Raw genomic sequence first — 22,981 nt, 5'->3', positions numbered from 1 at the left:
TCGTCGATCAACGCGCCGATCGCGGCGGGGACGCCGCTCCCACAAGGGCCTCGCCGACAGGGGACGCTCACGCGACCACCGCAGCCGGTTACCATCGGTCACCCGCCGTTCATCCACCCCTTCACCCGCCTCCCGATGCGCCCGCTGCTGCTGCTCGCCGACCTGATCGACCGTCTGAACGAGGCCTGCGGCCGCGTGCTGCCCTGGGCGGTACTGGCTGCCGTGCTGCTCGCAGTGTGCAACGCACTGGCGCGCAAGTTCGATGCCGGCTCCAACGCGCTGCTCGAAGCGCAGTGGTATCTGGTGTCCGCGGTATTCCTGCTCGGCGCCGGCCGCGTGCTCAAGCTCGACGAACACGTGCGCATCGACCTCATCACATCCCGGCTCGGTCCGCGCGGCAGGCTGTGGGCCGACATCGCCGGCCTGCTGACCATGGTGCTGCCGGTGGCACTGCTGATGCTGTGGCTGTCCTGGCCCTGGTTCGTCGCCGCATGGACCAGCCACGAAGTGTCGGCCAGCGCCGGCGGCCTGCCGCTGTGGCCGGCGCGCCTGCTGGTGCCGGTGGGCTTCGCGCTGCTCGCCGCCCAGGCCATCGCGCTGCTGATCCGCCGCGTCGCCGCATTGTCGGAGCCTTCCGAATGACCGCCTGGCTGGCCGCCAACCTCGCGCCGGTCATGTTCGCGGCGATGGTGCTGTTCCTGCTGTCCGGCGTACCGGTGGCGTTCGCGCTGGCCGCCTGCGGCATCGTATTCGGGTTGATCGGCATCGAACTCGGGCTGCTGTCGGCCTCGCTGGTGCAGGCCATGCCCGACCGCGTGTGGGGCGTCATGAGCAACGACACCCTGCTCGCTATCCCCTTCTTCACCTTCATGGGTCTGGTGCTGGAACGCTCGGGCATGGCCGAAGACCTGCTCGACACGGTCGGGCGGCTGTTCGGCACGCTGCGCGGCGGGCTCGCGGTGGCGGTGGTGCTGGTCGGCGCGCTGCTCGCCGCAACGACTGGCGTGGTCGCCGCATCGGTCATTTCGATGGGCCTCATCTCGCTGCCCATCATGCTGCGCGCCGGCTACGACGCCCGGCTGGCCAGCGGCGTCATCTGCGCCTCGGGCACGCTGGCGCAGATCATTCCGCCGTCGCTGGTGCTCATCGTGCTGGCCGACCAGCTCGGCCGCCCGGTCGGCGACATGTATCGCGGCGCGCTGCTGCCCGGACTGGTGCTGACCGGGCTCTATCTGCTCTATGTGCTGATGGTGGCCTGGCTGCGCCCGCACAAGGCGCCGGCGCTGCCCGAAGCCGACGACCACAATGCCGCCGAACGACGCGGCGTGTGGGCACTGTTCGCCGTCGCCGTGCTGGCCGGCATCGGCGCCAGCCAGTTGCCGGCGCTGCAGGCGCACACCGCCGACGCGCGCGCGCTGTTCGCGGTCACCGCCGGCGGCAGCGTCGCCTGGCTGATCGCCGTGGCCGACCGCCTGCTGCGTCTGAACCTGCTGCCCGACCTCGCGCGCCGCGTCGCCTTCGTGCTGATGCCGCCGCTGGCACTCATCTTCCTCGTGCTCGGCACCATCTACCTGGGCCTCGCGACGCCGACCGAAGGCGGCGCGATGGGTGCCACCGGCGCGCTGCTGATGGCCGCCGCACGCCGGCGCCTGAACCGCGACCTGCTGCAGCAGGCGCTCGACCGCACCGTGCGGCTGACCACCTTCGTGCTGTTCATCCTGATCGGTTCGCGCGTCTTTTCGCTCACCTTCTACGGCATCGACGGCCACCTGTGGGTCGAACATCTGCTGCTCGGCCTGCCCGGCGGCGAAACCGGCTTCCTGATCGTCGTCATGGCGCTGGTGTTCGTGCTCGCCTTCTTCCTCGATTTCTTCGAACTGGCCTTCATCGTCGTGCCGCTGCTCGCGCCGGTGGCCGACAAGCTGGGCATCGATCTGGTGTGGTTCGGCGTGCTGCTGGCGGTGAACATGCAGACCTCATTCATGCACCCGCCGTTCGGCTTCGCGCTGTTCTACCTGCGCTCGGTCGCCCCGAAAACCCTGCCGACGCGCGACATCTACTGGGGCGCCGTGCCCTTCGTCGGCATCCAGATCGTCATGGTCGCGCTGGTGCTGGCCGTGCCGCAACTGGTCACGGCCAATCTGGGGTCGGTGCAGCGCGCAGCCGGCGATTCGGTGACGACCGACGCCGACTACCGGCGCAGTTCGAGCGCCCCCCGCCTGCCGACCGGCCATCCCGACGCCGCGCTGGAAGCGGCGATCGAGAAGGCGGAGTCGATCGCCGGAGACACACCGGACGAGTGACCCCGATGGCCGCCGCTATTCCGGCTGCGTACCCACCACGAGCGCGGCGCCGTCGTCGTGGCGGGCCAGCCAGTCGAGGGTGGTCTGGCGGTAGCGCACGAGGCCCTTGTATTCGGCCAGTTCGTTCGGCAGCGAGCCGAGCACGCGGTTCAGGCGTTTGGCCCAGCGCGGGTAGGTGGCCAGTTCTTCCATGCTGGCGAGGTAGCCGCGGATCGAGAACAGCATGCCGTTGCTGCGCGGCAGGCGGAACAGGGTCTGCAGTTCCACCCGCAGATGCACCTTGGCGCCGACGTTGTCCGGCGTGACGCTGGCGCGGTCCTGGCCCCACTCGGGGTAGGTTTCGGGCGCGGTGTCGAGGCGCGGATTGATCGTCATGGTCCAGTTCAGGCGGCGCACCGGGCGGCCCTGCTGCAGCATCAGCAGGTATTTGAGTGCGCGCTCGAACACGCCCAGCTCGTGCGCCAGCGGCACCGGGCCGTGCCATTCCATGAAGCTCATGCCGACGTCGAAGGTGAGCGACCAGTCGGCCTGCGAGGTGATCATGCCGGCGTCGGCGAACAGGTCGTTGTCGCGCTGATCCATGATGACGAAATCGCCCTGGGTCTGGCGCGTGATGTATTCGAACGGCGGGCACGGCAAGGTGGCGGCGTCGCCGAAGGTGAAGGACTGGTCGATGCCCAGCGGCTTGTTCACCCAGTGCCAGCGATCGCCGTCCTTGTTCAGCACGAACAGATCGGGGTAGTCGCGCGCCATCGATTCCATCAGCAGTTCGAGCGTGTCCCACTCGGCGTCCATCATGTGCGGCAGCGACACGCAGCGGCCCGGGTCGCGCTCCAGCGTGATGGCGCGGTCGCGCATTTCGGCGATGTAGTGCTCGTCGATGTCGAACGCATGCTCGTACACCGAACCGGCCGGCCCGCCGGCGTGCGGTTCCATGTTGACCGAGTACATGTACTGGTCCTGATGGAAGGGAAAAGGGAAGCGGCGGATGGCGGCCGGAGAGTTGCGATAGGTGTAGTCGTCGCGGAAGGTTTCGTCCGGCTTGAAGGCTAGGGTCATGTCGTCGTCCTCACAGGTTCAGGGTCAGGCAGCCGCCCTTCAGGCGCGACACGCAGGGCATGATTTTCGTGCCCGACGCGCGCTCGTCGGCGCTCAGATACAGGTCGTGATGGATCAGCTCGCCGTCGGCGCCGAGCACCTCCAGTTCGCACTGGCCGCAGGCGCCGCCGCGACACAGATAGGGCGCGTCGACGCCCTGCTGTTCGATCGCTTCCAGCAGCGACAGGTCGCTCGGCACGCTGAAGCGATGGCCGCTGAGCGCGAGCTTCACGTCGAACGGCTCGCCGCCGCTTGGCGCGAGGAACTGTTCGCTGTGCAGATGGCTGTCGGGCCAGCCCAGCGACTTGCCGGCATTCAGGCTGGCGGCCACCATGCCGGCCGGGCCGCAGATGTAGAAGTGGGTGCCGAGCGGGCGGCCGGCCAGCAGCGAGCCGAATTCGATCTGTTCGCGGCGCGACTGCACGTAATGGTGGATGCGGCCGGGCGCCAGCGTTTCGAGTTCGTCGGCGAACACGCCGAACTCTGGCGCGCGGTAGGCGTAATGCACTTCGAAATCGGCGCCCAGGCGCGCCAGTTCGCGCGCCTGCGAAAGTATCGGCGTGATGCCGATGCCGCCGGCGACCAGGATGTGGCGCCGACCGGTGCGGTTCAGCGCGAACAGATTGACCGGTGCCGAAATGTCGAGACGCATGCCTTCGCGCGCGTCCTCGTGCAGCCAGCGCGAACCGCCGCGCGACGCCTCCTGAAGGCGCACCGCGATGCGCCAGGTGTCACGCACCGACGGGTCGCCCAGCAGCGAATACGGGTTGCGGTGCAGGCGATCGCCCAGCGGCAGCGACAGCACGGTGTGGCTGCCGCCGGAGAAGACCGGGAAATCGGCGCCGTCGCTGCGCCGGAGACTGAACTCCCGGATGCCGGGCGCCAGGTCGCGGATACGACCGATCTCGACGTTCAGGGATGCGTGGCTCATGGGTAGATCACCTCCACGGCCGGGATGTCGCCCGGCGCTTCGGCGTCGATCTGGAAGCCCATGTAGGCGCCCAGACGACGCGAAAAATGGTCGCGCACGAACAGCGCACGCCCACAGCCGCTGCACGGCACGATATGGGTGTGCACGCCGCGCGTGATGGTGCGGCAATGCACGCAGAACACCGGCCGGGCGCGCGTGCCCGCCTGCATCAGACGCATTTCGTCGCGGCTCATGCCCAGGCCGTCAGCCAGGCGCGCCGCCTGCCAGATGGCATCTTCCGGTCCGACCAGATACAGCCGGGTGCCCATCTGCGCGGCGCGCAGCGTGTCGCCCAGCGCTTTCAACGCAAGCTCCAGCGTGGTGGCGGCGATCGCGTGCACGCTGGCTGGCCGCTCGGCCAGCCAGCCGGCCATCGGCGCGCCGTCGGCGTGCTGGAGGATGAGCGTGATCGGGCCGGCGGGCGGTTGCGCCCACAGTCGGCGCGCCAGCGCCGCCTCATCGGCGGCGACGAACAGCACGTGATGGGTGCCGGCGCGGTCCCATTCGAGCGCGGTGTAAACCGGCTGGCTTTTGATGGCAGGGGTGGACATGCGGCGTCTCGTGGCAAGGGGAGGGAGCGGTCCGGCCCGCGGCGTACGGAGCACGCAGCGGGTCGTCGGCGTTGAGCGATCAGCGCTTCCTGTCGGGATGGGTACGCTGGCGCAGCGGGTCGTAGAACGGCGTCGGCACCACCAGCGCCGCCAGATTGCCGGCCTCGCTGCGGATCGTCAGACGGGTGCCGATCGACGACTTCGCCGGCGTCAGATGCACCATCGCCAGCGACTGCATCAGCAGGCGACTGTAAGAGGCCGACGTGACCACGCCGACTTCGGTGTCGCCGTCATAGACCTTCGCACCCGCTTCGACCGCTGCGTGGTGCAGCACCGTCATGCCGGCCTGCTTCACGCGCTCGCGCCCCTTCAGGTGCAGTACCGCAGCCTTGCCGATATAGTCGTCCGCCTTGTCGAGGTCGACCGCCCAGTCCATGTTCACTTCCCACGGCGTGGTGTCGCCTTCCGGCATTTCGAACGGGAAGAACAGCAGCGCGCCTTCGACGCGCGTCAGATCGAGCGCGGTCCACGAACACGGGATGACGCCCTGCGGCTTGCCCGCCTCGAGGAGGGTGTCCCACAGGAACACGGCGTCGGCCGCGCTGCAGTACACCTCGTAGCCGCGCTCGCCGGAGTAGCCGCCACGGCCCAGCGTCACCGTCTTGCCGAACAGCGTGGTTTCAACATGGTTGAAGTAGGGCAGCGCAGCCAGGTCGGCCGGCGTGTGCGCCTTCAGCACATCGAGCGAAACCGGGCCCTGCAGCGACAGGATGTGCACGTCGAGGTCGGCCTCGATCTTCACATTCCTGCCGGCAGCCAGTGCGGCCAGCGTCTTCGGCGTGGCGCCGCTGCCGTGCGAAATGCGGAATCTGTCGGCGGCGTCGCGGATGATCATGATGTCGTCGACCAGTGCGCCGGCTTCGTTCACTTCGCCGCCGAGACGGTCCGTGCCCGGCTTCAGCTTCGTGACGTCGATGGTGACCAGGCGGTCGATGACGGCTTCGGCGTCCGGCCCGGTCACGTTGACGATGTTCAGCGCCGACACGTCGTACAGGCCGGCGCGCGTGCGCGTGGCGACCACTTCATCGTGCGGACAGCTGCTGTAACTCCAAGGGATGGGCATGAAGTTCCACGTGTCGCCGTCGAGCTTGGAGCCGAGCTGGCGGTGCCGCTCGTTCAGAATCGAATTCCTCTGCATTTCCCGGTGTCTCCCTGTCTGACATGTCGCCGCGCAACGCGGTCGATCCGGGACTGATTCTGTTGTCCGGGTGGGTGCGGGACAATTCTCACGAGGGGTTACCTACTTGGAGGTAGAAGCCGTTGCATTCCGCAAGGTGCAAGGAAAGCCCGTGCGGGCGTGCCGCGCATACAAAGGAAACGGAGATGAAGGCACGATGCCCGCATCCCCGTTGTCCCTGCAGCTCCCTAAAACGATACTCAAGTCACGCCGACAGCGCGATCAACGCGCCCCCCTTGCGTCTTGCGTCTTGAATCTTGCATCTGCCTTCACCCCCGGACGCGCGCCTTCTCCGGGTCGTAGTGCGAGAAACGTACCTGCTTCGCCTGGATGCGCTTCTGGTGGCCGTCGAGCTTGCCGATCTCGACCGTGGCGCCCGGTTCAGCGGCTGACACGTCCAGCCGCGCCAAGGCGATCGTCTTGCCGAGGATGGGCGAACGGGTCGTGCTGGTGATCTGGCCGATCTGTGCCCGACCGTTAAAGATCGGGTCGCCGTGCGCCACCAGCTCGCTGCCTTCGATGTCCAGCCCGACCATGACGCGCGCCGGATGGGCCTTGCGGCGTTCCAGCGCGGCCTTGCCGACGTAGTCGTCTTCCTTGTCGGCCGCCACGGCGAAGCCGATGCCGGCTTCGAACGGATCGGTCTGGTCGCAGAAATCGTACTCGGCGAACATCAGCCCGGCTTCGATGCGCAGCATGTCGAGCGCGGCCAGCCCCATCGGCGCGATGCCGTGCGGCGCGCCGGCCGTGGCCACCGCGTCCCACACCTGCACGGCGTGCTTGGGATGGCACCACACCTCGTAGCCCAGTTCGCCGGTGTAGCCGGTGCGCGACACGACGACCGGGCAGCCGTCGATCTTGCCGACCGAGAAGCGGAACCACTTCAGTTCGTCCATCGAAGCGCTGGTCGGCGGCGTGACCACGATGTCGCGCAGGATGTCGCGCGACTTCGGTCCCTGCACCGACAGGTTGTGCAGCTGGTCGGTGGATGAACGCACCCAAGCGCGCAGGCCGTGCTGCGCCGCCAGTTCGCGCAGCCACACGCCGCACCAGTCGTCGCCGCACACCAGGCGGAAGTTGTTCTGCGCCAGGCGGAACACGGTGCAGTCGTCGATCATGCCGCCGTGCTCATGGCACAGTGCGGCATAGACGATCTGGCCGACCGCCAGCTTGCGGATGTTGCGCGTGGTGGCGCGCTGCAGCAGCGCTTCGGCGTCCGGGCCGGTGATTTCGAACTTGCGCAGCGCCGACAGATCGATCATCGCGGCGCGCTCGCGGCAGGCCCAGTACTCGTCGATCGGGCCATTGGCGGCGAACGAAGTCTGCAGCCAGAAGCCGCGGTACTCGACCAGGTTGCGGGTGAGCGCGGAGGTGCGGGCGTGGAAACCCGATTCGCGCGTCAGTCTGGGGGTGGCGTCGGGCGTCATGCGGTGTGCGATCCCTTTGGAAAAGTTGTTCGAGGCGTCATACACGCGCACGTGGATGTCGGTCGGATACCAGCCATTGGCCGGATCGATGTCATCGGGGCAGGACGACGAGGCGCAGACCAGATCGGTCAGCGCGCGCATCAGCACGTAATCGCCGGCGCGCGACCACGGCTCGTCGAGACCGATGCTGTCGTCGTGATTGACGATGGTGTTGTAGAAGAAGTTGATCGCCGGCCAGCCGGCCCGGCGCGCCACGCCCAGCGGTTCGAGCGCGTTGTTGAAGTTGTCGCTGCAGTTGGCATGACCGGGGTAGCCCATGTCGTCGTAGTACTTGGCGCTGCAGGCGAGCATGAAGGTGTCGTGCCGGCCGACCGTGTCGCGCACCACTTCGACCAGTGCCACCTGCCGCTCGTCGTAGTACTTCGACAGCAGGCCCGGACCCGGATTGGCAGTGCCGGTCAGCGTGCGCGTGGTGGTCGGGTCGAGGTCGTATTCCTGACCGCGCGCCAGCGCGGCCGCGTCGAAGGCGAGAAAGTCGGAGCACTGACGGCCATCGACGTCGATCACCTGGATGTAGTCGCCGGCCTTCACGCGGTAGGCGTGCGCCGTGCCGGCCGCGACCCGCAGGTCGAGCACCGGTTCGGCCAGCGGTGGCGGCGCCTGACCGCTCAGCGGCTCGGCGCGGAGGATGTCGGCGATCAGTTCGGTCGGCGCGTCCTGCGCATCGGGCGCCATATCGCTGCCCGGCGCGTGCAGCAGGCAGCGCAGGGCGCCCGGTGCGGTGAAGTCGCACCGGGCGCCGGGCCGGCTGTCGGCGCCGAACAGGCGGGCGCGCAGCAGACGCCAGCCGGCGGGGGCGCCGTGCATCAGCGCAGCGGCCGGTGTGCCGGCCACGTCAACAGGTTCAAGGGCCACGCCGGGCAGCATGGCGGCCGCGAGGCCGGCCGGTCCGGCAAGGTAGAAGTCACCGGGCTGCAGGCCTTCGGGATCCATCAGCGTGACCCGGTCGCCAGCTGCCAGGTCAAACGCGACCATGGCACCGCCGGGCGCGACATGGCGGACATGCGCCGGACGCGGACGGGCGGCGATCGACGGGTTGAAAGAAGGTTCGACTATCGTGTTCATCAGATGCGGTCACCCGCAGTCCGGCGCCGTGCTGCAGGGGCGCGACGGACCGCAACGGGGTTCATCGGATGCGGGCTCATCTGCGTTGATGCCGCCCGCACGCTGCAGCAGGTCAGGCGTGTTCCTGGTCGGCCGGTTCGTTCAGGTAGGCCTCGAGCGAATCATCGAGCGCTCCGAGCCATGACGTGTGGTGCGGCGTCGCCATGGTGCCGGTCATCAGGGAAGCGTAGCACTTGTTCCGGTAGCCCATGATGTCCTCGTACTTGTCGTTCTTCCACTCGAGGAAGGTCTTGTTGACCGCGGCGATGTCGAAGCTCGGGTAGTCGGTGGCTTCGATCAGCTGGCCGATGTACTTGCCCTGGAATTCGAACATTTCCTGCGCGGTTTCCAGCGTCAGTTCCTCTTCGCGCCAGGCCATGTCTTCGGCGTGCATGGCTTCCGGCGACGGCAGCGGGATGCGGCCGAGGATGACGTCGCGTGCATACCAGGCCTGGGCGTCGAACATGTTGAAGCTGTACCACTGGTCCTGCATGCCGAGATAGATCAGCGCCTGATTCTCTTCCCAGAACACGCCCTTGTAGAGGTTCAGCGGCCACAGGCGGTTGTCGGTCTTCAGGCGCAGCTCTTCCGGCAGGAAGGGGAAGTGGTGCTTGTAGCCGGTGCACAGGATGACCGCGTCGATGTGCTTGCTGCTGCCGTCGGCGAAATGGGCCATATGGCCGTCGACGCGCAGCAGCTGCGGCTTTTCGTCCCAGTTGTCCGGCCACTTGTAGCCCATCGGGTGGGTGCGGTAACAGCTGGTGATGGAGCGTGCGCCGTACTTGTAGCACTGCGAGCCGATGTCCTCGGCCGAGTAGCTGGCGCCGACGATGAGCACGTCCTTGCCCTTGAATTCGAGTGCGTCGCGGAAGTCGTGGGCATGCAGCACGCGGCCGCCGAAGGTTTCGAAGCCCGGGAAGTACGGCACGTTGGGCGTCGAGAAGTGGCCGCTGGCCACCACGACGAAGTCGAAGGTTTCCGAGTAGGTGAGGTCCTGCTCGTAGTTGTGCACGGTGACCGTGAACAGTTGTGTCGCGTCGTCCCAGGTCACGTTGCGCACCGAGGTGTTGAAGCGGATGTGCTTGCGTACGCCGGCCTTCTCGACGCGACCCTTGATGTAGTCCCACAGCACTTCGCGCGGCGGGTAGGAGCCCATCGGACGGCCGAAGTGCTCGTCGAAGGTGTAGTCGGCGAACTCCAGACATTCCTTCGGACCGTTCGACCACAGATAACGGTACATGCTGCCGTGCACCGGCTCGCCGTGCTCGTCCAGCCCGGTCCGCCAGGTGTAGTTCCACATGCCCCCCCAGTCCGACTGCTTCTCGAAACACACCAGTTCGGGAATGTCTGCGCCCTTGGCCGCCGCAGACTGGAAGGCACGCAGCTGGGCCAGCCCGCTGGGGCCGGCACCGATGATGGCAACACGCTTTTTCATGCTGTGGATTCCTCTTGTCAGTTCCGTTCGGGATACGGATGCGACGGCGCCGCATGCGCCGGGTCGCCCGCCGGATGCGCGGCATCGCTCCGAACATCAGGTGCGGCGAATGATGCGAAGCGCGACCGGTGCGGACAATTCTCAAGAGGAGTTACCCATTAGGGGGTAGAGCCGGTCTGTCCCTGTGGGAGCGGCGGCCTCGCCGCGATGGTGCAGCGACAGTCGCCGTGCGAAGTGCATATCGCGGCAGGGGCGGAGCGGGGGTTTCGGCGAGCACTGCTCGCCGCCCGCGGAGCCGGCCGGCCATGCCGGGCCGGCAGTGGATCGCCGCTCCCGCAAAACCGGTGCCGCTCCCGCGGGACGCCTTCGTCCGCGTCTTACCCATTAGTGGGTAATCCCTTGTGAGAATTGTTCGCACGGCAGCGACGTTTCAATAATCGGTCCCACATCAAGACCTCCGGGCGCACTGGCGCGGCCGGTGCGTCACCCCGCAGCACTCTCATTCCCGAGCATCAACGCGCGGCAGCCGGATTCGACGCCGGCTGTCGTGACGCAGAACAGGCGGACGACGTTGGGCCCGTCATCCGTCGTACAGATCGTCCGACAACCGTGGATCACAGGAGAGCACCATGCATGAACGTTTTCGTCACAAGACCCTGAGCGCGCTGCTGCTGGGCCTGCTCGTCGCACCGCTCGCGGCACAGGCGGAAGAGGCGCCGGCGCCGTCCTACACGATCAGCGCCAACGTGGGCGTGTTCTCGCAGTACATCTTCCGCGGCATCAGCTACACGCAGGAAAAGCCGGCCGTGCAGGGCGGCTTCGATCTCGCGCACGAGAGCGGGCTCTACCTCGGTGTGTGGGGGACCAATGTCAGCGATCTGGCGCTGTCGAATGCCACCGGCGAGATCGACGTGTATGGCGGCTATGCGAAGACGGTGGGCGACTTCCTGTTCGATGTCGGCTTCCTGCAGTTCATCTTCCCGGGCGGCAAGTACGATCCGTCCGGTGAAAGCCTGAACACGCTGGAACTGAATGCCGCGGTGACCTGGAAGTTCATCCAGCTGAAATACTCCTACGCCGTCACCGATTACTTCGGCTTCAGCGAGAAGGCGTTCGGCGCAGATTCGGACGGCTCCGACTATCTGGAAGCGAACGCGAACTACGAGTTCATGCCGGGCTGGATCGCCAACCTGCACGTCGGTCACCAGAAGGTGAAGAATTACGACGACTACGACTTCACCGACTGGAAGGTCGGCATCACGAAGAACTTCGACGGGGGCTGGCAGGCCGCCGTGGCCTATGTCGACACCAATGCCGACAAGAACTTCTACACCATCTGCGACAACGTCGGCGGCGCGGCAACGCGCTGCAAGGACACCGGCGACAGCAAGTGGCTGCTGTACGTCAAGCGCACGTTCTGATGATCGAAGGGCTGCCGCGATGCAGCCCTTTTCGCTAAAGGGGATATGACATGAGCAGCAATGCGGATGTGATCGGAGCGGCGCCGGTGCGGTCGGCCAGCCGTGCCGAAAGTGCTTCACTGCACCGGAAGATCGACTGGACCGGTGCGTTCTGGGTGGCCAGCGGCGTACCGGCGCTGGTGCTGTTTTCCATCGGCGCCATCGCCGCCACCGTCGGCAAGCCGTCGTGGATGGTGTGGGCGCTGTCGATCGGCTTCGGCTTCATCCAGGCCTTCACCTATGCCGAGATCGCCGGCCTGTTCCCGCACAAGTCGGGTGGCGCGTCGGTGTACGGTGCGGTGGCCTGGGTGCGTTACAGCAAGATCATTGCGCCGGTCTCGGTGTGGTGCAACTGGTTCGCCTGGTCGCCGGTGCTGGCCATCGGCTCCGGGCTCGCCGCAGGTTACATACTGGGCGCGCTGTTCCCGGCCGACGCGGCAATCAATACCTGGCAGCTGACGCTGGTCGACCTGAGCTTCATCAAGTCCGGGCTCGAACTGCGCATCAACGCGACCTTCCTGGTCGGTGTCGTGCTGCTGCTGGCGGTGTTCGGCATCCAGCACGGCGGCATCCTGCGCTCGGCGCGCACGACCATGGTGCTCGGCATCACGGCGCTGATCCCGCTGATGCTGATCGCGCTGGTGCCGCTGCTGTCCGGCGACATGCCGTCGACCCACTTCTCGCCGATGGTGCCGATCGCGTGGGAAAACGGCCTGGTGGTCGATGGCTCGTGGAACATGGCGGGTATCACGCTGATGGCGGGCGGCCTGTTCATCGCCGCGTGGTCGACCTACGGCTTCGAGACAGCAGTCTGTTACACCCGCGAGTTCAAGGACCCGAAGAAGGACACCTTCAAGGCGATCCTGTTTTCCGGCCTGCTGTGCATCGTCGTGTTCACGCTGGTGCCGCTTGCCTTCCAGGGGCACCTTGGCCTGGGTGAGGTCGTCACGCCGCCGGTGGTGGAAGCCGACGGCACGGTCACGACGCCGGCGGTCTACAGCGGCATGCTCGCACCCGACGTGTACAGCGGCATGGGTGTCGCCAACGTGATGTCGCACATGGTGGGCGGCGGCGAAATGGTGGCGAACGTGCTGGTGGTCATGCTGGTGCTGGCGGTGCTGCTGTCGATCATGACGTCGATGGCGGGCTCGTCGCGCACGCTATACCAGGCATCGGTCGATGGCTGGCTGCCGCGCTACCTGTCGCACGTCAACGAACATGGCGCGCCGACGCGCGCGATGTGGACCGACCTCGGCTTCAACCTGATCCTGCTGATGCTGTCCGACTACGTATTCGTGCTGGCTTGCTCGAATGTCGGCTACATCATCTTCAACTTCCTTAACCTGAACTCCGGCTGGATCCATCGACTGGACCGCCCGGACTGGGAGCGTCCGTTCAAGGCGCCGAACATCATCCTCGGTATCGGCGTGGTACTTGCGTTCGTCAATCTCGCGCTGATGGGTCTGGGTGCCGACATCTACGGCGCCGGCACGCTGACGGCCGGTCTGGTGTTCGCGTCGCTGATCATCCCGGTGTTCCTGTACCGCCATTACGTGCAGGACAAGGGGCAGTTCCCGGATGCGATGATCGAGGACATGCACCTGAACGACCAGCTGCCGGCCGGCGGCAAGCGCGCCGGGGTGCTGCCCTACGTGACGCTGGCCGCCGGTGTCGTGGTGGTGGTGGTGTCGCACAGCCTCGCCGTGTATTGAGCAGACGCGCACCGTCGGTGCAGCACCGCCGGCAGACGGCAGCCTCCCGGGGCTGTCGTCTGCCGGTTTTCCTTTCAGGGCCCGGCTGGCGCGAGACGGCGTCGCACCCCTCAGTCGTGGGCGGCGGCCCGCCGGAACTGCGGGTTCTGCAGCGCCCACACGGCCGCCTCGAGGCGGCTTTTCATGTTGAGCTTGCTGAGCACGTGCTTGATATGCACCTTCACCGTCGCATCGGAAATGCCGAGCACACGTGCAATTTCCTTGTTGCTGCGCCCGTCGGACAGCAGGCCGAGAATTTCGCGCTCGCGTTCGGTGAGATCGGAGTGGGTTGCCGCGGGCGGCGCGTTCAGCGCATGGGCGAGCAGGCCGGCGACACTGCCGTCGAGCACCATCGTGCCAGCCACCGACTGCTTGATGCGCTGGCACAGCTCTTCCGGTTCCATGTCCTTCAGCAGATAACCGTCAGCGCCGGCCTTCATCGCATCCAGCACGTCGCGTTCATCGTCGGACACGGTCAGCATGACGCAGCGGCCGCGCACGCCTGCAGCCTTGAGCCGGCGCAGTGTTTCGATGCCATTCACCGACTTCATGTTGAGGTCGATCAGGATCAGGTCAGGGTCGGTTTCGGTGGCCAGCGCGAGACCGCTCACACCGTCGCTGGCTTCGCCGGCCAGTTCGAGTTCGTCATCGGCACGCACCAGCTGGGCCACGCCCTTGCGGAACAGCGGATGATCGTCGATCAGCAGTATGCGTATGCTCATGTCGTCACTTCGGAAAGAATGTCGGCCGGCAGCTTCTGCGGCGCAAAGGCGAGCTGCACCCGGGTGCCGCCACCCGGCCGGTGGACCACCGAAACCTCGCCACCGAGCGAGCTGGCGCGCTCGCGCATGATGGACAGGCCGTAATGGTTCGTTTCTGCGTAGGGATTGGTCAGGCCGCGACCGTCATCATCCACGATGGCGGTGAGCAGATGTCCGGGCCCGTAGTGCATGCTGATCCACACATGGTAGGCCCGTGCGTGACGCACCGTGTTCGACACCGCTTCACGGATCACTTGCATGACGTGGAACTCCTCGTTCACGCCGAGCTGGCAGCGACCCAGATCGTGCACGAAACTGATGTCGAGACCGCTGCGCTGCGCGAACTCGTCGACCGTGGCCTGCACCGACGAAAGCAGCCCGCCGGGGCCCATGCGCACGCGGAAGGCGGCGATCAGGTCGCGCACCTCGCGGTAGGCGGCCGACAGCCCCTCGCGCAGTTCGCGCGCCGCCTGCGCCACATCGGCCGGGTGCTTTTCGCGGTCGAGACCGCGCTGCAGCCGGGCGACCTGGATCTTCATGTAGGCCAGCGACTGCGCCAGCGAATCGTGCAGTTCGCCGGCGATCGCCGTGCGTTCCTCCATCAGCGCCACCCGCCTTTCCTCCTGGCTGCGGCTGACGCCGGACAGCGCCAGCGCGGCGAGATGGGCGAAGCTTTCGGCCAGCTTGACCTGCGGGTCATCGACCCGCGCATGCTCGGGAAACTCGGCCACCAGCGTACCCAGTGCGAGATCGCCGCGGCACACCGGCAGCACCAGCGAACAGCTCGGGCCGGTTGCACCCGGCGGCACCACGCGCGCGGTGATTTCGCGCGCCGCCGGCTGGTCGGCCAGCTGAGCCATGATGGCGGGCTCGCCATGGGTCGCCAGCACGGCGTCGGCACCCAGCGCCTGCCGCGCGGCGGCGCCCAGGCTCAGCGCGACGGTACGCGCGCCGAGTGCCGATTCCAGCTGGGCAAGGCCGCCCAGCAGGCTGAACGCCGACACTTCGCTGTTCGTGAAGGTGCGCGCCACCTGGTGCAGCGTCTGCAGCTCCAGTGCCTTGCGCCGCAACTGTTCCGCCGTGACCTGCTGGCGCCAGCGCACTTCCGCCTCCAGCCCGGCCTGGCGCGCGGTCATTTCGGCCAGGCTTTCGACCAGCCGCTCGATCTCGTCTCGCCCGCGCGCGCGGCTGCTTTCCGGCATCAGGCTCAATGCGGCCTCGCTGCGGCACACGAGCAGACGATAGGCCCGATGTGCAATCAGTACGCAGCCGACGACAATCGCGAGCAGGCAGAGCCCCTGCAGCAGCAGCATGACGGCCACCCGTTCGAGCAGCGCACGCTCGACGCCGGCCACCACCTCGCACAGCGCCCCTTCGGCGGCCGCAGGCGCGGCGCACAGCGTGACCATGCGCCCGAATACCTGCGAAAACTGCCGCTCCGTTTCGACGCTGCCCCAGAAGGCCAGCACCGCGCACAGCGCGCAGCCGGACAGCATGACCGTCAATCCGGTATACAGCGGGTAGCGCCTGCCGGCGCCTGAAAGGAATCGAATCACGATGGCCCTGTATCTGTTTTCCGCATGGACGCTCGCCCTGATGTTTGCTGCCGTGGTCGGCACCTGGCACGGCGGCAGCGCGGCCTACGGCCTGCCTGCCGCAGTCGGACTGGGCGGACTGCTGCTGGTGCTGCTGTTGCGGCGACAGACATGGTCCGACGCACCGCTGCGGCGGCGCCCCGATGCCACTGCACAACAGACGCAGTGGGCGGGTGAACTGTGCCACAACATTTCATCGCCCTCGGTCACGATAGAAGGGCCGACCATCAGTTTCGCCAACCAGGCTTTTCTGGCGCTGCTCGACTACCGCGGCCGTGCCGACGAAGTGCTCGGACTGCCGTTCACCAATCTGCTGCATCCGGTCGATCATGCCCGCTTCGCTTCGCTGTACGCGATCGCTGCCGGCAGCACCCCGACGGCGGCCGACAGCATGCTGCGCATGGTCAGCGCGACCGGCCTGCCGGTGAAGCTGCACGCCAGCGTTTCGCCGCTGCCGGCGGTGCCCGGAAGCCTGCTGATCCAGTTCAGCCCGGATGCCGCGGCCGTGCCGGCGCGCGACGACAGCGAACATGACATGCCGGTGGTGCTGGACCAGATCGATCTGGTGCTGTTCAAGACCGACACCGAAGGCCGCATCGCCTATCTGAATCGCGCCTGGGAGCGGCTGACTGGCCGCAGCGTCGCCGACTGCCGGGGGCGCTTGCTGAGCGCGGCCGTGCACCCGGAAGAGCGCGATGGCGTGCAGAAGTCATTGCTGTCGGTGGCCAGTGGCCAGCTCGACCAGCTGATCAGCGAAGTGCGTCTGGTGGCCGCCAGCGGTAACGTGTTCTGGGTCATGCTGCGCGCGCAGTCATGCACGCTGCCCGACGGCGACCTGGCCGGCGTCGTCGGCACGCTGACCGAGGTCACGCGGCGGCGGCGCAGCGAGGAACTGGGCTCCAGCCGGCGCTACCTGAACACGCTGCTCGCCAATGTTCCGGGCATGGTGTATCGCGGACGCAACGATCCGGACTGGACCATGGAGTTCGTCAGCGACGGCTGCGTCGACCTGACCGGCTACGAACCGTGGGAACTGGTCGACAACCGTCGCGTGGCCTTCGGCAGCCTGATTCACCCGGAAGACCGCGAATTCGTCTGGTCGCAGGTGCAGGCCAATCTGGCGCAGCACAAGCCGTATCAGATTTCCTACCGCATCGCCGACGTCAACGGCGTCTATCTGTGGGTGTGGGAACAGGGGCGCGGCGTGTTCTCGTCGCAGGGCGAACTGCTGGTGATCGAAGGCTTCATCACCGACGTCAGCGAGCGGCGCGGCGCCGAGGAACGCGCCCGCCGCCGCATGTGGTTCGAAGCGCGCACCGGCATGACCAGCCGGCCCATCTTCGATGCGCTGCTGGCGTGGACGCTGCACCAGTTCCAGGTCAGCGGCGCCCCGTTCGCACTGCTGTGGGTCGATGTGTTCGGCATGGAAGACCTGGTACCGCAGTACAGCCAGGAAGTGTCCGAACAGGTGCTGGCCGAGGTGGCGCGGCGCTTCCGTCCGGTCAGCTATCCGGGCGCCGCAGTCAGCTATCTGGAAAAGCACCAGTTCGCGGTGCTGCTGACCGACTTCAGGGCCGGTCAGGCCGCGCGCGAACTGGCCGGCTCCAACGAACTGATTCCGGCGGTATCGAAACTCGCGGCGCGCCTGATGCAGGAACTGACTGCGACGCTGCGCGTGGGCGACAGCGAGGTCGTGATCGCCGCAGCGGCTGGCATCGCACTGGGCGACGCACGCTATATCGGCATCGAATCGATGTTCGAAGCGGCAAGACGCGCCGCGACCCAGGCGGTCGAGCTGGGTTCGGGGCACTGCGAGTTCGCTGACGAATAAGGACGTTCCGTCGGTCGGTTACGCCGGGCAAACGCCCACGCACGGCAGGGCGTAGAACACGGCACGGGTTCAACGTTCGCCGAGCAGCGCATGCACCGCAGCGGCGCACGCTTGCGGCGCTTCCATCGGTACCAGATGGCCGGTGTCCAGCTCGTGCCAGTCCTCGCCCCAGAAGGCGCGGTTGGCGTCGCGGCCGGCGAGGCGCAGTTCTTCCGACTGGCTGCCGGCAACGAAACCGATGGGCGTGCCGCGCCGGCGCAGCGTGCGCACGGCACGCAGGGCCGCTCGGTGCGCCAGCGTGGCGTAAATGTCGCGCTCGGCTTCGCGTGCAATGGTCAGCGTGACACCGCCATCCGGGTGATCGGTCAGCGCGGCGGCCAGGAAATCGTCGAGCACGCCGGGCGCCCAGCGCTGCACGAAAGGTTTGCCTGCCAGATGTTGCCGCGCGTCGTCGCGTGATGGCCAGTGCATGCGCCGGCGGGCCGCGATCGGCGCCGGGCCGAATCGGCGCGACAGGCCGCTGGCATGTGACGCCGTCAGCACTGCGCTGCGCCAGCCGCCGACCAGTGGCGCATCGATCAGAACGACCTGCGCCACGCGCGTCGGCCGGCGCGCGGCGGTCATGGCGGCCAGATAGCCGCCCATCGAGTGCCCCACCAGCACGAGCGGTTCATCCGGCAGCGCGTCGACCCGGGCCAGCACCTGCGTCAACAGGTTGCGCCAGCCACGGCCGGGGCCGTGTGCGGCGGCGATCACGTCGATCGCACTGACCGGGTGGTGGCGCGCCAGTGCAGCGAGAAACTGGCGGTACACGCCGGCCGGGTAGCCATTGGCGTGCAGGAACAGGACGGGTTGGGCGGGCGGCATGGCGCGACGAAGAATACGCCGCGCACCCCACCCGCGTGTCGCGACGACCGGTTGCGCGCAATGCTTTTGAGTCAGGTCAATGCGTCAAGCGCGTCCGAGGCGCACACTGGCTGCAATCACTCACTACCGGAAGGAAGCAATCATGAACAGGATCTGGGCCGCTCTGGCACTTTCCGCGTTGTCCTGTACGACCGCATGGGCCGACGGCGCGTCGGGCCATGCCGGTTCGCCGCATCCGGCCGATGCGCTGAAGGACAAGGCGCCGGCCAACGTCGGCAGCAAGCCGGCGTTGCCGCCCGGCGTCACGCCGTCGACGCGCAAGGTGCACGCCGGGCAGGAGCACCCGGTGATCGAAGGGCACGATCACGCACAGCTGACGGCCACCGAACAAAAGCCTGCGCTGCCGCCGGGCGTCAAGCCGTCGACGCGCAAGGTGCATGCCGGCCAGGAACACCCAGTGATCGAAGGGCACGACCATGTACCGCAGAGCGCCACCGAACAGAAGCTGGCGATGCCGATCGGCGTTCAGCCGTCGCAGCGCAAGGTGCATGCCGGACAGGAACATCCGACGATAGAGAGCCACGACCACGTGCAGCCGAGTGCCACCGAAATGAAGCCGGCGCTGCCACCGGGCGTGAAGCGCTGACGCAGCGCGACGACGCTCAGTCGGCGGTACGGCGTTCGGCGTCGATCAGTTCGCCGCGCCGTGCAGGCGACACATCCAGTTGCGCCAGCACGTGATCGCCCAGCTGGAGCGCCGCTTCCAGCGCCTCCGGAATGACTTCGCTGGCGCCCGCTGCGCGCAGTTCGGCAGCATGCGCGCCATCGCGCGCCCGGGCGATCAATGGCAGCGCCGGGAATTCGGCGTGCAGGCTGCGCACGACGTGCCGTGCCGCGGCGGGATCATCCATCGTGACCACCAGCGCGCGGGCCCGACCGGCGCCCAGATGATGCAGCAGTGACGGGCTGCCGGCATCGCCGACAATCACCGTCCGACCTTCTGCATGATGGCGCGCCGCCGCGGCGACGTGCCGTTCGATGGCGACCCACGGAAGTCCGGCGCGGTCCAGCACACGTGCCACCCGCTGGCCGACCCGGCCGAAGCCGGCAATGATGACCACATCGTCCTGAGCGGGCAGGCTTCGCGCGGCCGCACCTTCGCCCGCCGTGTCCGCAGCGCCATCGAAGCGCCGGTGCAGCGCACGGCCGGCCTTTGCCGCAAGTGGCGTCATGAACATGCTCAGCGTGGCCACCAGCAACATGAAATTGCCGGTACGGGCATCCAGCAGACCGGCGCCAAGCGCGATGCCGATGACGATCAGCGCGAATTCGCCGGCCTGACCGAGCAACAGCGCCGCCTCGGCCGCGTCACCGCGTGCCAGGCCGAACAGGCGGAACAGCGTGAACAGCACGGCGCTTTTCAGCGCGTACAGGCCGATCACCGAGCCCACCAGCCACAGCGCGTCGGCGGCCACGGTCACCAGATCAAGACTCATGCCGACCGACACGAAGAACAGCCCCATCAGCAAACCCTTGAACGGTTCGATGGCCTGCAGCGCCGCATGGCGGTATTCGGTTTCGGACAGCATCAACCCAGCCAGGAAGGCGCCGAGCGCCATCGACAACCCGGCACGGCCGGTCAGCGCCGCGACGCCGAGCGCCGCGAGCAGTGTCAGTGCCATGAAGCTGTCGGCCTGCGTGGTGACCGACACGCGGCGGAACAGCGGCGTCAGCACGAGCCGACCGAGCAGCAGGATGAGCGCCACCGCCAGCGCAGCCTTGGCCAGCGCGGTCAGCATCAGCCATGCAAAGCCGCTCACGGTACCGCCTGCGCCATCATCGGCCATCAGGCCGAGCAGGATGAGCAGCGGTACGAAGGCGATGTCCTGCAGCAGCAGCACGGCGAAACTCGTGCGACCGACCGTCGAACGCGTCTGACCGGCCTCGTCGAGCAACTGCATCACCACCGCGGTGGATGACATTGCGAGACCGAGTCCGAGTACCAGCGCCGTTTGGTAGCCGTGGCCGAAGGCCAGCGCGATGCCGCCAATCAGCGCGCCGGTGCCCAGCCACTGCGCGCTGCCCACGCCCAGCACCCAGCGACGCAGCGACCACAGCTGGCGTGCCGACAGTTCGAGACCAATGACGAACAGCATGAACATGACGCCCAGCTCGGCCAGACCGCGCACGCCCTCGCCGTCTGCGATGGTGAGCGCACCCAGCCAGGGCTGGTCAGCGGCCAGCCGGCCCAGACCATACGGACCGACCAGCGCGCCCGCGCACAGGAAGGCCACCACCTGGCTCACCCGGGCGCGCGCCAGCAGCGGCATCACCAGACCGGCAATGGCGAGAAACAGCAGCAGCGGCTGCAGGTGGGGCAATCCGGCGTGGGCGTCCATCCGTCAAGCGTGCATCAGACGCGGCCGGGCCGTATTGACGCAGGTCGTTCAGTCAGCGGGCGCGTACACGTTGCTGAGCGTGCCGACCCCGGTCACGGTCACGTCGACGGTGCTGCCCGGTTTCATCGGCAATACGCCGACCGAGGTCCCGCAGCAGATCACGTCGCCCGGCAGCAGCGTCATGTCGCGCGAAATCATCGCCACCAGCTTCACCGGCGGAATGATCATGTCGGACACCGGATAGCGCTGGCGCTCGCGCCCGCCGACTGTGGTGACCACTTCGGCATCGGCCGGCAGCGCATCGGTTTCGATGACCGGGCCGAAGCAGCCGAAGCCGTCGAAGCTTTTGGCGCGCGTCCATTGCGCGAACGACGGGTCCTTGTCCACCAGTTCCAGCGCGCTCACGTCATTGACGCAGGTGTAGCCGAAGATGGCGTCGGCCGCCTGCGCCTCGTCCAGGTTGCGGGCCACCTTGCCGATGACCACGCCCAGTTCGCCCTCGTAGAACACGCGACCGTCGAAAGCCCGTGGTTTCGGAATCGGCTGGCCGTGCCAGTTCAGCGCAGTCGGCGAACGCACGAGGAACAACGGCTCGGACGGAACGCTGCCACCGGCCTTCTGCACAGCCGCGTGAAAGTTGTTCACGATGATGATCATCTTCGACGGCACGCACGGCATCAGCCATTCGACGCCGGCCAGCGGCATCGTTTCGCCGGTCGCGCGCGGCGCGCCGAACAGATCGCCGTCGAGCAGTTCAACCGAGTCGCCGGCAATGCGGCCCAGCCGTTCGGCGCCCTGATGGCGCACACGCAGGTATTTCATTGTTGCTTCCTGGAGTCGGACGAAAAATCAGCGGAAAGAAATCAGGGGCGCAGGCGCGCCGCCACATCGACCAGACGCATTGCCGTGCGGTCCAGCATCTGTTGCAGGCGCTCGTCGGCCAGACGGCCTTCGGACGTGAAGGCTGTAGACGCCCCGCCGACGGCCACCTGCTCGGACAGCACCAGCGCGCCGACCGACTGCAGCACTGCCCGCAGATGCACCAGACCGCGCAGGCCACCCAGCGCGCCCGGTGAGGCCGCGGCGAGTGCGGCCACCTTGCCGGCATACGGCACCGTACCGGCTTCGTCGCCGGCCGGGCGGGAAATCCAGTCCAGCGTGTTTTTCAGCACCGCGCTGAAAGAACCGTTGTACTCCGGCGACGCGATGAACAGGCCGTGGTGCGACTTGAACAGTTCCTTCAGCGGGCGCACGCCCAGCGGCAGGCCGGCCGACGCTTCGAGGTCGCCGTCGTACAGCGGCAAGGGATGATCGCGCAGGTCCATGAAGGTGGCCTCACCGCCCGCCTCTTCGACGGCGCGGGCTGCCGCCAGCGCGAGCCTGCGGTTGAACGATGCCTCGCGTGTGCTGCCGGCGAAGCACAGGATGCGTGCCTTCATGCCTTCTTCCTCGGAACTGTTGCGCACGACGGCCAGACTTTTGCTGTTCGGGTTGTTCATGGGGAATCCAGCCAGTCGATGATGGGCTGCCACTGTTCGCGGTCGGTCTGAGCGCGCGAGCGGGACAGGTCGAAAATGCTCATGCCGTGCGCGGCCGTCTGCACGTACAGCTGCGAATTGCGCAGATAGCCCAGCACCGGCAGATCGAGCCCGGCGCAGAAACGCTCCAGTTCCTGCGCGGCGCGCGTGCGCGTGTCGACCCGCATGCCGACGATGCCGATGCGCACCCGCGCCGAGCTGATGCGTTTGTGCTGCGCCAGCTCGTTCAGAAATTCGCCAGTGGCGAGGATATCGAAGATCGACGGCTGCACCGGCACCAGGATGCGGTCGACGCTGCGCAGCATGGTCTCGAGCCGCTTGCCGCGCAGACCGGCGGGCGTGTCGATGACCACGTGGGTGGTGCCGCGCGGCGGTCGGGCCGGCAGGTCGGGTTCGATGTCCCAGCCGGAAATGGGCGCCAGCAGAGGCGAACGCAGTGCCAGCCAGTGGCGCGCCGACTGCTGGCGGTCGATGTCGCCCAGCATGACACGGGCCCCCTGGGTGGCGTAGTGCGCCGCGACGTTGGTCGACAGCGTGCTCTTGCCGGCGCCGCCCTTGGGATTTGCAACCAGTACGCTATACATGCAGCAATCT

Annotated in this window: 19 protein-coding genes; 6 read left to right on the top strand and 13 right to left on the bottom strand. The window is 67.3% G+C overall.

The window, feature by feature from the left end; translation table 11 throughout:
• Positions 1–135 precede the first annotated feature (135 nt).
• On the top strand, positions 136–642 hold the full coding sequence (locus ACTIFF_RS15465) for a TRAP transporter small permease subunit (protein WP_439537636.1): 507 nt from the start codon (positions 136–138) through the stop codon (positions 640–642).
• On the top strand, positions 639–2,303 hold the full coding sequence (locus tag ACTIFF_RS15460; protein WP_439537635.1) for a TRAP transporter large permease: 1,665 nt from the start codon (positions 639–641) through the stop codon (positions 2,301–2,303). Before ACTIFF_RS15465 ends, ACTIFF_RS15460 begins: the two co-directional genes overlap by 4 nt.
• Before the next feature lie 15 nt (positions 2,304–2,318).
• On the opposite strand, the gene ACTIFF_RS15455 is transcribed toward ACTIFF_RS15460, so the two are convergent.
• From ACTIFF_RS15455 to ACTIFF_RS15430, 6 genes are all read right to left on the bottom strand, one after another.
• Positions 2,319–3,362 carry a heme-dependent oxidative N-demethylase family protein gene (locus ACTIFF_RS15455; protein ID WP_439537634.1) on the bottom strand — a complete coding sequence of 348 codons (1,044 nt, stop codon included), beginning with the start codon at positions 3,360–3,362 and terminating at the stop codon, positions 2,319–2,321.
• Positions 3,363–3,372: 10 nt separating this feature from the next.
• Positions 3,373–4,332, bottom strand: a complete 960-nt coding sequence (locus ACTIFF_RS15450) for a PDR/VanB family oxidoreductase (RefSeq protein WP_439537633.1) — start codon at positions 4,330–4,332, stop codon at positions 3,373–3,375.
• Positions 4,329–4,922 carry a dimethylamine monooxygenase subunit DmmA family protein gene (locus tag ACTIFF_RS15445; RefSeq protein WP_439537632.1) on the bottom strand — a complete coding sequence of 198 codons (594 nt, stop codon included), beginning with the start codon at positions 4,920–4,922 and terminating at the stop codon, positions 4,329–4,331. Before ACTIFF_RS15445 ends, ACTIFF_RS15450 begins: the two co-directional genes overlap by 4 nt.
• A gap of 79 nt (positions 4,923–5,001) precedes the next feature.
• Positions 5,002–6,120 (bottom strand): aminomethyltransferase family protein, encoded by a 1,119-nt coding sequence (locus tag ACTIFF_RS15440; RefSeq protein ID WP_439537631.1) that lies wholly within the window; start codon positions 6,118–6,120, stop codon positions 5,002–5,004.
• A gap of 308 nt (positions 6,121–6,428) precedes the next feature.
• Positions 6,429–8,711: a DUF1989 domain-containing protein gene (locus tag ACTIFF_RS15435; protein ID WP_439537630.1), complete on the bottom strand. Its 2,283-nt coding sequence runs from the start codon at positions 8,709–8,711 to the stop codon at positions 6,429–6,431.
• A 112-nt stretch (positions 8,712–8,823) separates the two neighbouring features.
• A complete protein-coding gene (locus ACTIFF_RS15430) occupies positions 8,824–10,185 on the bottom strand; it encodes a flavin-containing monooxygenase (RefSeq protein WP_439537629.1) in 1,362 nt (453 codons plus the stop codon).
• Between the two features lie 629 nt (positions 10,186–10,814).
• On the opposite strand from ACTIFF_RS15430, the gene ACTIFF_RS15425 reads away from it, so the two are divergent.
• Both ACTIFF_RS15425 and ACTIFF_RS15420 read left to right on the top strand, forming a co-directional pair.
• Positions 10,815–11,606, top strand: coding sequence for a TorF family putative porin (locus ACTIFF_RS15425; protein ID WP_439537628.1), 792 nt, complete (start codon positions 10,815–10,817; stop codon positions 11,604–11,606).
• 50 nt (positions 11,607–11,656) lie between these two features.
• The gene (locus ACTIFF_RS15420; protein WP_439537627.1) at positions 11,657–13,357 is read left to right on the top strand and encodes an APC family permease; all 1,701 of its coding nucleotides are present in this window, start codon (positions 11,657–11,659) and stop codon (positions 13,355–13,357) included.
• A gap of 110 nt (positions 13,358–13,467) precedes the next feature.
• Here ACTIFF_RS15420 and narL read toward each other — a convergent pair whose 3' ends face one another.
• Both narL and ACTIFF_RS15410 read right to left on the bottom strand, forming a co-directional pair.
• Positions 13,468–14,118 (bottom strand): two-component system response regulator NarL, encoded by a 651-nt coding sequence (narL, locus tag ACTIFF_RS15415; RefSeq protein ID WP_439537626.1) that lies wholly within the window; start codon positions 14,116–14,118, stop codon positions 13,468–13,470.
• Positions 14,115–15,713, bottom strand: coding sequence for a histidine kinase (locus ACTIFF_RS15410; protein WP_439537625.1), 1,599 nt, complete (start codon positions 15,711–15,713; stop codon positions 14,115–14,117). The genes narL and ACTIFF_RS15410 overlap by 4 nt, the downstream gene beginning before the upstream one ends.
• A gap of 1 nt (position 15,714) precedes the next feature.
• On the opposite strand from ACTIFF_RS15410, the gene ACTIFF_RS15405 reads away from it, so the two are divergent.
• Positions 15,715–17,583 (top strand): PAS domain-containing protein, encoded by a 1,869-nt coding sequence (locus tag ACTIFF_RS15405; protein ID WP_439537624.1) that lies wholly within the window; start codon positions 15,715–15,717, stop codon positions 17,581–17,583.
• Positions 17,584–17,652: 69 nt separating this feature from the next.
• On the opposite strand, the gene ACTIFF_RS15400 is transcribed toward ACTIFF_RS15405, so the two are convergent.
• Positions 17,653–18,450 (bottom strand): alpha/beta fold hydrolase, encoded by a 798-nt coding sequence (locus tag ACTIFF_RS15400; RefSeq protein WP_439537623.1) that lies wholly within the window; start codon positions 18,448–18,450, stop codon positions 17,653–17,655.
• A gap of 142 nt (positions 18,451–18,592) precedes the next feature.
• Between ACTIFF_RS15400 and ACTIFF_RS15395 the strand changes: the two genes are divergently transcribed.
• Positions 18,593–19,096 (top strand): hypothetical protein, encoded by a 504-nt coding sequence (locus ACTIFF_RS15395; protein WP_439537622.1) that lies wholly within the window; start codon positions 18,593–18,595, stop codon positions 19,094–19,096.
• Between the two features lie 16 nt (positions 19,097–19,112).
• Here the strand turns inward: ACTIFF_RS15395 and ACTIFF_RS15390 are convergent, their stop codons facing one another.
• The 4 genes from ACTIFF_RS15390 to ACTIFF_RS15375 are packed head-to-tail and all read right to left on the bottom strand — an operon-like array spanning position 19,113 to position 22,971.
• On the bottom strand, positions 19,113–20,849 hold the full coding sequence (locus tag ACTIFF_RS15390) for a cation:proton antiporter domain-containing protein (RefSeq protein WP_439537621.1): 1,737 nt from the start codon (positions 20,847–20,849) through the stop codon (positions 19,113–19,115).
• 48 nt (positions 20,850–20,897) lie between these two features.
• Positions 20,898–21,671: a fumarylacetoacetate hydrolase family protein gene (locus ACTIFF_RS15385; RefSeq protein ID WP_439537620.1), complete on the bottom strand. Its 774-nt coding sequence runs from the start codon at positions 21,669–21,671 to the stop codon at positions 20,898–20,900.
• A 41-nt stretch (positions 21,672–21,712) separates the two neighbouring features.
• Positions 21,713–22,348 (bottom strand): NADPH-dependent FMN reductase, encoded by a 636-nt coding sequence (locus tag ACTIFF_RS15380; protein WP_439537619.1) that lies wholly within the window; start codon positions 22,346–22,348, stop codon positions 21,713–21,715.
• Entirely contained in the window at positions 22,345–22,971 is a 627-nt protein-coding gene (locus ACTIFF_RS15375) for a ParA family protein (protein WP_257081010.1), read from the bottom strand. The genes ACTIFF_RS15380 and ACTIFF_RS15375 overlap by 4 nt, the downstream gene beginning before the upstream one ends.
• Positions 22,972–22,981: the final 10 nt, after the last annotated feature.

Source organism: Methyloversatilis sp. (assembly GCF_051861465.1).
Taxonomy (GTDB): Bacteria; Pseudomonadota; Gammaproteobacteria; order Burkholderiales; family Rhodocyclaceae; genus Methyloversatilis.
The sequence above is the reverse complement of the archived record's forward strand: the minus strand, read 5'-3'. Positions and strand labels throughout refer to the sequence as shown.

Coding starts and splice junctions, on each gene's coding strand:
- ACTIFF_RS15375 (WP_257081010.1), bottom strand. CDS start 22,971: ATGTATAGCGTACTGGTTGCAAATCCCAAGGGCGGCGCCGGCAAGAGC.
- ACTIFF_RS15420 (WP_439537627.1), top strand. CDS start 11,657: ATGAGCAGCAATGCGGATGTGATCGGAGCGGCGCCGGTGCGGTCGGCC.
- ACTIFF_RS15405 (WP_439537624.1), top strand. CDS start 15,715: ATGGCCCTGTATCTGTTTTCCGCATGGACGCTCGCCCTGATGTTTGCT.
- ACTIFF_RS15400 (WP_439537623.1), bottom strand. CDS start 18,450: ATGCCGCCCGCCCAACCCGTCCTGTTCCTGCACGCCAATGGCTACCCG.
- ACTIFF_RS15390 (WP_439537621.1), bottom strand. CDS start 20,849: ATGGACGCCCACGCCGGATTGCCCCACCTGCAGCCGCTGCTGCTGTTT.
- narL (WP_439537626.1), bottom strand. CDS start 14,118: ATGAGCATACGCATACTGCTGATCGACGATCATCCGCTGTTCCGCAAG.
- ACTIFF_RS15460 (WP_439537635.1), top strand. CDS start 639: ATGACCGCCTGGCTGGCCGCCAACCTCGCGCCGGTCATGTTCGCGGCG.
- ACTIFF_RS15455 (WP_439537634.1), bottom strand. CDS start 3,362: ATGACCCTAGCCTTCAAGCCGGACGAAACCTTCCGCGACGACTACACC.
- ACTIFF_RS15380 (WP_439537619.1), bottom strand. CDS start 22,348: ATGAACAACCCGAACAGCAAAAGTCTGGCCGTCGTGCGCAACAGTTCC.
- ACTIFF_RS15445 (WP_439537632.1), bottom strand. CDS start 4,922: ATGTCCACCCCTGCCATCAAAAGCCAGCCGGTTTACACCGCGCTCGAA.
- ACTIFF_RS15430 (WP_439537629.1), bottom strand. CDS start 10,185: ATGAAAAAGCGTGTTGCCATCATCGGTGCCGGCCCCAGCGGGCTGGCC.
- ACTIFF_RS15465 (WP_439537636.1), top strand. CDS start 136: ATGCGCCCGCTGCTGCTGCTCGCCGACCTGATCGACCGTCTGAACGAG.
- ACTIFF_RS15385 (WP_439537620.1), bottom strand. CDS start 21,671: ATGAAATACCTGCGTGTGCGCCATCAGGGCGCCGAACGGCTGGGCCGC.
- ACTIFF_RS15395 (WP_439537622.1), top strand. CDS start 18,593: ATGAACAGGATCTGGGCCGCTCTGGCACTTTCCGCGTTGTCCTGTACG.
- ACTIFF_RS15435 (WP_439537630.1), bottom strand. CDS start 8,711: ATGAACACGATAGTCGAACCTTCTTTCAACCCGTCGATCGCCGCCCGT.
- ACTIFF_RS15440 (WP_439537631.1), bottom strand. CDS start 6,120: ATGCAGAGGAATTCGATTCTGAACGAGCGGCACCGCCAGCTCGGCTCC.
- ACTIFF_RS15450 (WP_439537633.1), bottom strand. CDS start 4,332: ATGAGCCACGCATCCCTGAACGTCGAGATCGGTCGTATCCGCGACCTG.
- ACTIFF_RS15425 (WP_439537628.1), top strand. CDS start 10,815: ATGCATGAACGTTTTCGTCACAAGACCCTGAGCGCGCTGCTGCTGGGC.